This is a genomic window from Pseudomonas sp. P20 (assembly GCF_016463925.1).
GTDB lineage: Bacteria > Pseudomonadota > Gammaproteobacteria > Pseudomonadales > Pseudomonadaceae > Pseudomonas > Pseudomonas aeruginosa.
On sequence record NZ_JAEMVM010000009.1, the window covers coordinates 87,116 to 99,168 of the forward strand.

At 66.8% G+C, this 12,053-nt stretch carries 9 protein-coding genes; 4 read left to right on the plus strand and 5 right to left on the minus strand.

The genetic code is table 11. From position 1 onward, the window contains the following. Positions 1-40 precede the first annotated feature (40 nt). The 3 genes from JHD77_RS12995 to ptsP are packed head-to-tail and all read right to left on the minus strand — an operon-like array spanning position 41 to position 5,614. Positions 41-1,798 carry a PTS fructose-like transporter subunit IIB gene (locus JHD77_RS12995; protein ID WP_003107161.1) on the minus strand — a complete coding sequence of 586 codons (1,758 nt, stop codon included), beginning with the start codon at positions 1,796-1,798 and terminating at the stop codon, positions 41-43. A gap of 1 nt (position 1,799) precedes the next feature. Next, complete coding sequence (gene pfkB / locus JHD77_RS13000; protein WP_003112874.1) at positions 1,800-2,744, minus strand: 1-phosphofructokinase; 945 nt, start codon at positions 2,742-2,744, stop codon at positions 1,800-1,802. Continuing rightward, positions 2,744-5,614 (minus strand): phosphoenolpyruvate--protein phosphotransferase, encoded by a 2,871-nt coding sequence (gene ptsP, locus JHD77_RS13005; protein WP_003119534.1) that lies wholly within the window; start codon positions 5,612-5,614, stop codon positions 2,744-2,746. The genes pfkB and ptsP overlap by 1 nt, the downstream gene beginning before the upstream one ends. Positions 5,615-5,941: 327 nt before the next feature. Here ptsP and cra point away from each other — a divergent pair, with 327 nt between their 5' ends. From cra to JHD77_RS13025, 4 genes are all read left to right on the plus strand, one after another. Next, positions 5,942-6,931: a catabolite repressor/activator gene (cra, locus tag JHD77_RS13010; RefSeq protein ID WP_003104372.1), complete on the plus strand. Its 990-nt coding sequence runs from the start codon at positions 5,942-5,944 to the stop codon at positions 6,929-6,931. Between the two features lie 10 nt (positions 6,932-6,941). Next, positions 6,942-7,721: a TatD family hydrolase gene (locus JHD77_RS13015; RefSeq protein ID WP_003104370.1), complete on the plus strand. Its 780-nt coding sequence runs from the start codon at positions 6,942-6,944 to the stop codon at positions 7,719-7,721. Between the two features lie 480 nt (positions 7,722-8,201). Beyond that, positions 8,202-10,535 (plus strand): S-type pyocin domain-containing protein, encoded by a 2,334-nt coding sequence (locus tag JHD77_RS13020; RefSeq protein WP_191519411.1) that lies wholly within the window; start codon positions 8,202-8,204, stop codon positions 10,533-10,535. Between the two features lie 2 nt (positions 10,536-10,537). Beyond that, positions 10,538-10,810 carry a bacteriocin immunity protein gene (locus JHD77_RS13025; RefSeq protein ID WP_003104361.1) on the plus strand — a complete coding sequence of 91 codons (273 nt, stop codon included), beginning with the start codon at positions 10,538-10,540 and terminating at the stop codon, positions 10,808-10,810. Here the strand turns inward: JHD77_RS13025 and JHD77_RS13030 are convergent. Next, on the minus strand, positions 10,797-11,105 hold the full coding sequence (locus JHD77_RS13030) for a hypothetical protein (RefSeq protein WP_020750605.1): 309 nt from the start codon (positions 11,103-11,105) through the stop codon (positions 10,797-10,799). The genes JHD77_RS13025 and JHD77_RS13030 overlap by 14 nt on opposite strands. Next, entirely contained in the window at positions 11,090-12,010 is a 921-nt protein-coding gene (locus JHD77_RS13035; RefSeq protein WP_003092132.1) for a LysR family transcriptional regulator, read from the minus strand. Before JHD77_RS13035 ends, JHD77_RS13030 begins: the two co-directional genes overlap by 16 nt. Positions 12,011-12,053 lie beyond the last annotated feature (43 nt).

Genomic DNA, 12,053 nt, shown 5'->3' on the forward strand with positions numbered 1-12,053 from the left:
ACGTCGCTCAGGTGGCGTAGGGCGCATGACCGCCTCGCGGCTATCCGCCAGCCGCCGGCTCCCGCGAGGACGAGGTCCCCAACGCCAGTCCCGGCTCGGCGCCGCGCTTGAGCACGGCGTAGAGCAGCCCGGTAAGCAGGCTGCCGGCGACGATCGCCAGCAGGTACGCCAGGGCGTGGTTGATCGCGTTGGGCACCAGCATCACGAACAACCCGCCGTGAGGCGCCTGCAACTTGCAGCCGAAATACATCGACAGGGCGCCGGTCAGCGCGCCGCCGGCGATGCTCGCCGGGATCACCCGCAACGGGTCCTTGGCGGCGAACGGGATGGCGCCTTCGGAGATGAAGCACAGCCCCAGCACCGAGGCTGCCTTGCCGGCCTGCCGCTCGCTCTCGGCGAACTTGCGCCGCGCCAGCAGGGTCGCCAGGCCCATGCCGATCGGCGGCACCATGCCCGCCGCCATCACCGCTGCCATCGGCGCGTAGCTGTGCGACGAGAGCAGGCCGACGGAAAAGGCGTAGGCGGCCTTGTTGACCGGTCCGCCGAGGTCGACGCACATCATCCCGCCGAGCAGCAGGCCGAGGAGGATGGCATTGGAGGTACCCATGCCGTCGAGGAACCCGGTCAGTGCCGCGAGCATCCCGGCCACCGGCTTGCCGACCACGTAGAGCATCAGCAGGCCGGTGACCAGGCTGGCCAGCAACGGGATGACCAGGATCGGCTTCAGCGCTTCCAGGCTCGCCGGCAGCCTCAGCCCGTGGCTGATGGCCCGCGCCGCATAGCCGGCGATGAAGCCGGCGACTATCCCGCCGATGAACCCGGCGCCGAGGGTCCCGGCGAGCAGGCCGCCGAGCATGCCCGGCGCCAGGCCCGGGCGGTCGGCGATGGAATAGGCGATGTAGCCGGCGAGCATCGGCACCATCAGGACGAAAGCCGTGTCGCCGACCGTCCTCAGCACCGCCGCCAGGCTGCCCGGCTGCTTGTAGGCATCGATGCCGAAGGCCAGCGACAGGGCGATCAGCAGGCCGCCCGCGACCACCATCGGCAACATGAACGACACCCCGGTCAGCAGGTGCTTGTACACCCCGCGCTTCTCGTCCCTGGCGACCACCGCGCTGGCTGCGCCCGCGCTCTCGACCTGCCCTTCCGCCAGCGCCCGCTCGAGCGTCGCGCGGGCCTGCTTGAGGGCCACGCCGGTGCCGCAACGGTAGATCTTCTTGCCGGCGAAACGGGCCGTGTCCACGTCGATGTCGGCGGCCAGCAGGACCACGTCGGCGGCGGCGATGTCCGCCGGGTCGAGCGGGTTGCGCGCGCCGACCGAGCCCTGGGTCTCGACCTGCAACGCGAAGCCCAGTTGCCCCGCCGCGAGCTGCAACGCCTCGGCGGCCATGAAGGTGTGCGCCACGCCGGTCGGACAGGCGGTCACCGCGACGATCCGCGGTGCCGCTCCGGCCTCCGGCGCAACCAGGCCGGCCTCGTCCCCGGCGACCTCCACGCTCGCCAGGGCGGCGGCCCGCTGGAGGAAGGCGCGCGGATCGGCCAGCGCCTCGGCGGGACGCGCGCGATACACCGGCTTGCCGACGAAACGCGCCGCCGCCAGCGGCTCGACGCCGACCAGCAGGACCCAGTCGGCTTCGGCGATCTGTTCGGCGCTCAGTTCGCCCTCGGGCCTCGACCCGGCATTCGCCTCGACGCAGGTTTCCCAGCCCAGGCGCTCGGCGGCGCCCCGCAGCAGGCGCGCGGCGAGCACGCTGGTGACCTGTCCGCCAGGGCAGGCGGTGACGATCGCTAGTTTCATCTCAGGCCTCCTCGACCAATGGCTGCACCACGACGCCCGCTTCGATCCGCGCCAGGCGCTGCGGATCGCCGATGCCGAACTCGAACTGGGTTACCGCCAGGCTGGCGATGGCGGTGGCCTGACGCAGCACCCGCTCGGCCGGCCAGCCGCTGGCCAGCCCGTGCAGCATGCCGGCCAGCAGGGAATCGCCGGCGCCCACCGTGCTGGCCACTTCCACCGCCGGCGGCCGCGCCTGCCAGGCACCCTCGGCGGCGAACCAGTTGACCCCCGCGGCGCCCTGGGAAATCACCACCTGGCCTACCCCATCATGGCGCAGACGTTCGGCCGCCTGGCGCTGTGCGACCAGGTCATCCATCGGCGCCGAGCAGAGATCGGCCAGTTCCTCGACGTTCGGCTTGATCATCCACGGCGCAGCCTTCACACCTTCGCGCAGGGCCGCGCCACTGCTGTCGAAGGCGACCTTCAGGCCGAGGCGCCGCAAGCGCCGCAGCAGTTCGCCCAGCCATTCCGGCTCGACCCCGCGCGGCAGGCTGCCGGCGACCACCGCCAGCTCGTGCTCCCCGGCAAGCCGGTCGAGGCGTTCGAGCAACGCCGCCTGGGCTCGCTCGTCGGCCTCCGGGCCCGGCCCGTTGAGGTCGCTGACGCGCCCGCCGCGCTCGGCCAGCTTGATGTTGCTGCGGGTTTCGCCCGGCACCCGGACGAACGCATCGGCGAAGCCACGACGCTGGAACATGGCGGTGAACGGCGGCTGGTTGTCTTCGCCGAGGAAGCCGCTGACCGTCAACCGATGGCCGAGGTCGGCAAGCACCTGGGCGACGTTCAGACCCTTGCCGGCGGCCTGGGTCAGCACCGCCTCGCTGCGGTTAACCGCCCCCAGTTCCAGCTGGCGCAGGCGCACGGTGAGGTCCAGCGCCGGGTTCAGGGTAATCGTCAGGATCCGCGCCATTACTGCACCTCCGCTTCCACCAGGGCCCGGACCTCGGCGGCGCTCGCCAGGCCCAGGGCTTTGCGGGCCAGGCCGCGCGCAGCGACCAGCTGCAGTTCGCGCACGCCGGCCTTGACCAGGGCGATGCTGCGCGCCGAGACGCTCAGCTCGTCCACTCCCAGGCCGACCAGCAGCGGCAACGCCAGCGGGTCGGCCGCCAGTTCGCCGCAGACGCCGACCCACTTGCCCTCGGCATGGGCGGCGCGGACGGTCATGTCGATCAGTTGCAGCACCGCCGGATGCAGGCCGTCGGCCTGGGCCGAAAGACTCGGGTGGCCGCGATCGATAGCCAGGGTGTACTGGGTCAGGTCGTTGGTGCCGACGCTGAAGAAGTCCACCTCGCGGGCCAGCACCGGCGCGAGCAACGCCGCCGAGGGCACCTCGACCATGATCCCCAGTTGCAGGTCGGCCAGCGGGATTTCCTCGCGCAGGCGCAGCGCCAGGTCACGCGCCTGGCGCCATTCGTCGAGGCTGCCGACCATCGGGAACATCACCCGCAGCGGCCGCTCCCCGGCGGCGCGGAACAGCGCGCGCAACTGGGTCTCGAGTATCTGCGGTCGCTGCAGGGTCAAGCGGATACCGCGCAGGCCCAGATAGGGATTCTCTTCGTGGGGAATCGGCCAGTACGGCAGCGGCTTGTCCCCGCCGACATCCAGGGTCCGCGCCACCAGCGGACGTCCGTCGAGGGCGTCGAGCACCCGACGGTATTCCGCTTCCTGGGTCGCCAGGTCCGGCGCGCGGGCGTTGTTCATGAAGACGAACTCGGTGCGCAGCAGGCCAACGCCCTCGGCGCCCAGCTCCACCGCGCGCGCGGCGCCGGCGGTGTCGCCAAGGTTGGCGCAGACTTCCACCGCGTGGCCATCGCGGGTCCGCGCAGGCTCCAGCCGCTGCGCGTCGGCGCGGGCCTGGCGCTGCTGGCGGGCGTCGCGCTCGGCGGCGGCCTGCTGCAACTGTTCGGTGCTCGGCGCCACCTGCAGCCAGCCGTGCTCGCCATCCAGCAGCAGTGCCGTGCCAGGCTCCAGGCCGAGCACCGCCGCGCCGGCGCCGACCAATGCCGGAATGCCGAGGGCGCGGGCGATGATCGCGCTGTGCGAAGTGGCGCCGCCGCGCGCCGTGAGGATGCCGGCGACCCGCTGGGCGTCGAGGCGGGCGACATCGGAGGGGCCGACCTCGTCCATCACCAGGATGTACGGCTGCTCCGGCTCGCGCGGCGCCTCCACCCCGCAGAGCCTGGCCAGCACCCGCCGGCCGAGGTCGCGGAGGTCGGCGGCGCGCTCGGCGAGCAGCGCGTCGTGCAGCGCCTCCTGTTGCGCCGCGCTGTCTTCCACCACCCGACTCCAGGCCGCTTCGGCGCTTTCGCCGCGATTCAGGCGCAGTTGCACCTGCTCGGCCAGTTCCGGATCGTCGAGCATCTCCCGGTGGGTGACGAAAATCTCGCGGATCGCCTTCACCGTGCTGCGTTCGACCAGGCCGACGATCTCCTCGTCCACCGCCCGCTTGGCCCGCAGCAGGCGCTCGCGTTCATGGGCCGGCGACTCGCCACGCGGCTGGAACTCGAAGCGCTGCGCCACCTGGACATGCGCCGGACCACTGGCGATGCCCGGCGACGCGGCGATCGCCTGCAGGCGCTCGCCGGCGCGCAGCGGCGCCGGCCGGGCATCCTCTTCCGCCTCGCCGACGGCATCGGGCAAGGCCTCCTCCGCCAGCGCTTCGACCTCCTCGCCGAGCCCCTCGCGCACCGCGGCCAGCAAGGCTGGCAGCGCGTCCTCGGCGATCGCCGGCTCGGCGCTGAACTCCAGCGTCTGGCCGCGTCGCGCGCCGAGGGCGAGCAGCTTGCTCAGGCTCTTCGCCGAGACGGGGGCCGCCTCGCTGTCGGCCAGGCGTACCCGGATCTCGCCGGCGAAACCCTTGGCCAGCTGCGCCAGCGCCTGCGCCGGGCGGGCATGCAGGCCATGCGGGTTGGCCAGGACCGCTCGCGCGCTGGGCCAGTCCGGCGGCAGCTCGCCACCGAGCGCCGCGAGTACGCTGCGGCTGCTGGTGGCGCGCACCAGCTCGGCGCCACGCCCTTCCAGCAACAGGTCGCACAGGCGTTCGAGCAGCGCCTGGTGCGCTTCGCCCAGGCTGGCCAGGCAGAACAGCCCGGTGACCAGTTGCCCCTGGTGCTGCAACGGTTGCGCCGGAGTGACGAAGGCCAGCCCGGGGCGCTTCACCAATTGTTCGCTGTGCAACCAGCACAGCCCGTCGCCCAGCGGCAACGGTTCGGTCTGCTGGAGCACGGCGGCGAAGCCGTTCTCCACGCAGCCGGCCTTCTTCAACAGGCGCGCGCCGAGCCAGGCCAGTTCGTCGAGGTCCTCGGCGTTCTGGCCGAGGCCGACCAGTTGTGCGTCCAGCGCCAGTTCCTGCGGCGCGCCCTGCAACAGGCCGAGGACTTCCTCGGCGCTGGCGGCCGCGCTCAGGGCCGGTCCCAGGTCGGCCTCGCCGAGGGCGCGGGTGAGCAATTGCAGGAGCTGCAGGTGTTCGTCGGACTTCGCCGCGATGCCGATGGCCAGGTAGACCTGCTGGCCATCGCCCCAGTCCACTCCCTCGGGGAATTGCAGCAGGCGCACACCGGTGCTGAAGACCAGCTCGCGGGTATCCGGGGTCCCATGGGGTATGGCGATGCCCTGGCCGAGGTAGGTGGAGCCTTGTGCCTCGCGCGCCTTCAGGCCCTCGGCATAGCCGGGCGCGGCCAGGCCGTCGGCGACCAGCGCCGCGCCGAGCAGGCGCAGGGCTTCGGCCTTGTCCGCGGCGCGCTGGCCCATGCGGATCTGCCGGGTATCGAGTTCGAGCATGGAAACCTCCTCAGGAGCGAACGGCTCCCCGTCTCACGTCCGGATCGTCCCGCCGCGCCGAGGCGCGGGCGCGGAATGTGCCGGCGGTAGCGGAAAGCGGCTCGCGGGAGCCTTCCGTACAGCCTGGGGCGGTGATCCGCTTGTTGTCATTGACCTGCCATAGCGTAGGCGGCGCCGCGTTCGGGCTGCGCGAGGCAGCCTGGGGCAGGGGGCGCCGGCTTCGCCGGAATCTTTTGCTGAATCGATTCACTTAATTAAATTGGCACGTTACCCGATAATGATTGATCCTTGAAGCCCAACTTGTCGTCGCCTCCAGTAGAGATCGGTTTGAAACTCAGTGATATCGCCCGCCTGGCCGGGGTCTCGGTGACCACCGCCAGCTACGTCATCAATGGCAAGGCCGCCCAGCGGCGCATCAGCGCCGCCACCGTCGAGCGCGTGCTTGCCGTGGTCGAGGAACACGGCTACCAGCCGGACCAGCAGGCCGCCGGCCTGCGCCGCGGGCAGACCCGCACCCTCGGCTTCATCCTCCCGGACCTGGAAAACCCCAGCTACGCCCGCCTCGCCAAGCAACTCGAACAAGGCGCCCGGGCGCGCGGCTACCAGTTGCTGATCGCCTGCTCCGACGACGAGCCGGAGACCGAGCGCCAGGTGGTCAACCTGTTCCGCGCGCGCCGCTGCGACGCGCTGATCGTCGCCAGTTGCCTGCCGGCCGGGGATGATACCCATGCCCGGCTGGTCGCCGAAGGCCTGCCGGTGGTGGCCATCGACCGCCAGCTCGACCCGCAGCGCTTCGCCTCGGTGATCAGCGACGACCAGGACGCCGCGCGCCGCCTCACCGAAACCCTGTTGCAACCGGCGCCGCGCCATATCGCCCTGCTCGGCGCGCGGGCGGACCTGATCATCAGCCACGACCGCGCCGCCGGCTTCCGCCAGGCGCTGAAGGACTTCCGCGGCGAGGTCATCGTCGAGCATGCCGAGGTGTTCAGCCGCGAGTGCGGACGCCGCCTGATGGAGCAATTGCTCGAGCGCCTGGGCTACCTGCCCGACGCCCTGGTGACCACTGCCTATGTACTCCTCGAAGGCGTCTTCGATGTGTTCCAGGCGCGCGCCGACGGTTGGCCCGAAGGCTTGCGGGTGGCGACCTTCGGCGACACCCAGTTGCTCGACTTCGTGCCGCTGAAGGTCAACTCGATCTACCAGCAGCACGCGCTGATCGCCGCCAACGCCCTCGAACTGGCGCTCCGCGCGGTCGAGGAGAACGACTACCGGCCGGGCCTGCACGCCGTCCCCCGGCAACTCAAGCTGCGCGACTGAGCCGGCCGCCATGCGCCTGGTCGACACCCACAACCACCTCGACTTCCCGGACTTCGACGCCGACCGCGCCGCGCTGCTGCAACGCAGCCGCGCGCTGGGGGTCGAGCGCCAGGTGGTGCTCGGCGTCTACCGCGAGAACTGGCAACGGGTCTGGGACCTGGCGCAGGCCGAGGATGGCCTGTACGCGGCGCTCGGCCTGCACCCCGTCTACCTGGCGCGGCACCGCCCGCAGCACCTGGACGACCTGCGCCAGTGGCTGCAACGCCTGCGCGGCGAGACGAAGCTCTGCGCGGTCGGCGAGATCGGCCTGGACTACTACCTGGAACACCTCGACCGCGACGCCCAGCAGGCGCTGTTCGAGGCCCAACTGCGGCTGGCCGCGGAATTCCGCCTGCCGGCGCTGATCCACGTGCGCCGCGCCCACGCGGCGACCATCGCCACCCTCAAGCGCATCCGCCTGGAGCGCCGTGGCATCATCCATGCCTTCGCCGGCAGCCGCGAGGAAGCCCGCGAGTACCTCAAGCTCGGCTTCCGCCTCGGCCTCGGCGGCGCGCCGACCTGGCCGCAGGCCAACCGCCTGCGCAAGGTGGCGGCGGAGCTGCCGGCCGAGGCCATCGTGCTGGAAACCGATGCGCCGGACATGGCGCCATCGATGCATCCCGGCCAGCGCAACAGTCCGGAGCACCTGCCGGACATCTGCCGCGCCCTCGCCGAGCTGCGCGGGGTCGACGCCGAGGAACTGGCGGCGAGCAGCAGCCGCAACGCCGCCGAGCTGTTCGGCTGGGACTGATCAAGCGTCGCGCAGGAGTTAAACATCCCAGTTGCGCCCTTACCATTGCTGCAGCGCCAGGGCCTCGCACAGGCGCTCGTGGGGGACGATAGCTAGCAAAGACAAGATCGTACGCTAAGCGTGCAGCCTGCCAGTGAGGCCCTAGAGGTAGCAGGCGAGGCGTCAGAAAATGCATGGATAAACCCTACCCTGACATTGCCCAGCCGCTCTGACGCCCAGTTAGGGCGTAGCCCAATTTGACATCGCGAGAACTTAGGATGCGGCAGCGCCAAGCTAACTCGGTAACGATGAAAGCGAATACACGGCTACTGCGACAGCAAGAGGAGATATTGTAGTTTATTTTCGTGTATCGCTCGTGCATTAAAGCTTATTCATGGTCACTATCTTTAATGCTCCGCAGCAAACCCGAAGAATCCCAATTGCCTACCAGGCAGGTAGTAAAAGCAAGTTCTCTTTACGGGGATTCTTAAGGAAAATATCATGAGCGACGTTTTTGACCTTGGAAGCATGACCACAGTAGCAACCGCTACTGGTCAGTACTCTTTCTACACACCTCCGCCACCCACCCCTATCCCATACCTTACCTATATCGCCCGTCCCGGCATAAATAAATTTGATCTTCCTGAAGGGGCGAAAATCAAGGATCTTATCAAGCGATACCAATATGAAAGGTCTCAAGTCCCCGCTGCGATCATGATTCGTGGTGTACAGGAAGAGATCAAAAAATCCACGAACACTGCCTTGGCCAATGTGGGATCGATTGTCGATGGCGAACTGGCGTATCTTGCTAGCCAGAAAAAGGAAAAATTAAATCCTACCGGGGCGACACCCTTGCAGATGGCCACTGCTGAAAAGGCCGCGGCGGTGGAACTGCTTGCGTCCAAACAGAAGGAACTGGCTGACGCACGAACCATTGCAAATGCATTCTTTGGCTATGACCCTCTCACGGTCAATTATGTCAATGTAATGAATGAAATCTACGGCCGCCGCGAAGATAAAGATTTTAGTTTCGACAACTGGTCGAAGTCTTATTCAGCCGCACAAAAGATCCGCTTGATCGAAGCGGAAATCAGCGTCCTCAATAGCCGCTCCTCCGCCCTGGATGGCAAGGTCGCCGAACTGACCCGGCTTCAGCGGCTGGAGGACGCACAGCGCGCCGCAGAGGCCGCCCGGCAGACGGAAGCGGAGCGCTTAGCGCAAGAGCAACGTCAAGCTGAAGCCCGACGGCAGGCCGAAGAGGCTCGTCGCCAGGCCGAGGCTCAGCAACAAGCCGAACTGCAACGCTTGGCCGAAGCAGAGGCCAAGCGAGTCGCAGAGGCGGAGAAAAAGCGTCAAGACGAAATCAATGCGCGGCTTCAGGCCATTGTCGTATCGGAAAGTGAGGCCAAGCGCATCGAGGAAATCTACAAGCGTCTGGAAGAACAGGACATAATCAGCAACCCCACCGTCACTACACCTCCCGCAGTCGATGCCGGCTCTCGGGTCGATGACGCACTCACCCATACCGGAACCCGTGTGACCTCTGGAGGAGAAACTGGAGCAACGGGCGGTTCCGGTCGGGATGTTGATACGGGTACTGGACAAGGAGGCATCACGGCGCGCCCGGTCGATGTCAGCAGTGTTTCAATCCCTGACCGGCGTGACCCGAAAATTCCCGACCAGCCAAGGAGGGATCTTGGCGCGTTGGTTCCTACTTTTCCCGACTTCCCCACCTTCCCTAGTTTTCCAGGCGTCGGCGTACCGGTAGCGCCCAAACCTCTGGCCCCGGCAGGGGGTGGTGCCGCCAGCGTTTCCAGGACTCTCAAGACCGCAGTGGATTTGCTTTCGGTGGCTCGCAAGCCCCCTGGTGCAATGTTGGGTCAGGTAGCCGCTGTCATCGCCACTATGGCGGTCAGTTCCTTCTGGCCGAAACTGAACAATGGTGAACGGCAGGCCTCCTTTGCCATTCCGGTTGCGGAACTGTCTCCGCCCCTGGCGGTTGACTGGCAAGCCATTGCCGCCGCCAAAGGAACGGTGGACCTACCTTACCGGCTGAAAACCCTCAATGTCGATGGGTCGATTCAAATCATCGCCGTACCCACCGAGCCGGGTAGTGCGGCGGTCCCCGTCAGGGCGCTGACTCTGGACTCCGCCTCGGGGACCTACAAATACACGACTACCGGCCCTGGCGGCGGCACCATCCTAGTCACCCCGGATACTCCACCTGGCCAGATCGATCCGTCGTCTTCGACACCCGCAGTGCCCCATGGCCCGCTGATCATGCCCGGCACACTGCTGATTCCGAAGGAACCGCAGATCGAGTCCTATCCAGAACTCGAACAACGGGAGTTCAACGACGGGATCTACGTCTACCCGGAAGACAGCGGTATTCCGCCACTCTATATTGTTTATCGGGATCCGCGGGATGAGCCCGGCGTTGCTACCGGTAATGGCCAGCCGGTCACTGGGAACTGGCTGGCCGGCGCCTCACAGGGTAACGGAGTACCGATTCCGAGCCAAATCGCCGATCAGTTGCGCGGCAAGGAATTCAAGAGTTGGCGAGACTTTCGGGAGCAGTTTTGGATGGCCGTTAGCAAAGACCCATCAGTTCTCGAAAACCTCTCCCCCAGTAATAGGTACTTTGTCAGTCAGGGCCTTGCTCCTTATGCTGTGCCAGAGGAGCATCTGGGTAGCAAAGAAAAGTTTGAGATTCACCATGTAGTCCCTCTGGAAAGCGGCGGCGCTCTTTACAATACAGAAAATCTTGTTATCGTCACTCCGAAACGCCACAGCGAAATTCATAAAGAACTGAAATTTAAACGTAAGGAGAAATAATAATGGATATTAAAAATAACCTTGCCGATTATACTGAAAGTGAGTTCCTGGAGATCATTGAAGAGTTCTTCAAGAACAAATCAGGACTAAAGGGTAGTGAGCTAGAAAAGAGAATGGACAAACTGGTCAAGCACTTCGAGGAAGTTACTTCTCACCCACGAAAGAGTGGGGTAATTTTCCATCCGAAACCTGGCTTTGAAACGCCCGAAGGCATAGTGAAAGAAGTCAAAGAGTGGCGTGCCGCCAACGGCCTCCCTGGCTTCAAGGCTGGCTAATTAGCCACCAACAAGCCCCGTTCCGACGGGGCTTGTTTTTTGAGAGACTTTCCTTATTTTTCTGGACGCTACTGACTCTAGCCCTGACGAGTCCATTTAATTGGCTTGCAGAGTTTTCGGCGGTTTCGGCTTGCGCCCCAGGCTGACTCATTGAAGAGCATATTCTCAGGCTCACAGAAACCTTAGCGTAGGATTTTTCCGAATTCTGCGGTTTCCCCTCGTGCAAGCGCGCGGCGCTGTCCACGTCCGCCAGCTCGATGGCCAGGCTCGCCGCCCGGTTCAGTTCCTCGTCCATGGAGCCTCCGCCAGCAATGCGTCGCAACGCTCGCGCACGAACGCGCGCAAGAGGGTCACCGGACGGGTCAACTGGGCGCGGTGGGTACACAAGAGGTTCATCGGCGTCGCTTCGCCCTGCCACTCCGGCAGCAGCAGGCGCAGGCGCCCGGCGCGCACGTCCTCGGCCACGTCCAGCCAGGACTTGTAGACCAGCCCCTTGCCGGCCAGGGCCCAGCGCCGCACCACGTCGGCGTCGTCGCAGACCCGGTCGCCGGCGACCGTCAGGGTCAGGCTGCGGCGGCCCCGCTGGAACGCCCAGCGGTCGTGTACCCGGCCGCCGAGTTGGTAGAGCAGGCAATTGTGCTCGCGCAGGTCGTCCGGCTGGCGCGGCTCGCCGCGCTCCGCCAGGTAGCCCGGCGCGGCGCAGAGCACTCGCCGGTTGTCCGGCGCCAGCGGCAGGGCGACCAGGCTGGAGTCGGCCGGTGCGCCGTAGCGGATCGCCACGTCCACCGGTTGCCGGTAGAGATCGGTCACCCGGTCGCCGAGCAGCAGGCGCAGGCTCAGTTGCGGATAGCGCGCCTGGAACTCGTCGAGCCATGGCAGCAGCAGGTTGCGGCCGAAGTCGGAGGGCGCGGAAAGCTGCAGTACCCCGGCGATCTGGTCCTTGCCGCCCTGCAGCAACCGGCGCCCCTCCTCCAGGCTGCGCAACGAGGCGCGGGCATGCAGGAGGAACGCGTCGCCCTCGGGAGTCAGGCGCAGGCTGCGGGTGGAGCGGGCGAACAGGCGTACCTCCAGCTCGCTTTCCAGGCGCTTCAGCGCCGCGCTGGCCACCGCCGGGGAAATCTCCAACTGGCGCGCGGCGGCGGACAACGAGCCGCTGTCGCTGGTGTGGACGAACACCTGGAGGTCGTCGTAACGCAGCATTTTCAAGATTCCTTTGAAAGAGTCTTCCCTGATAGCCTGTTTT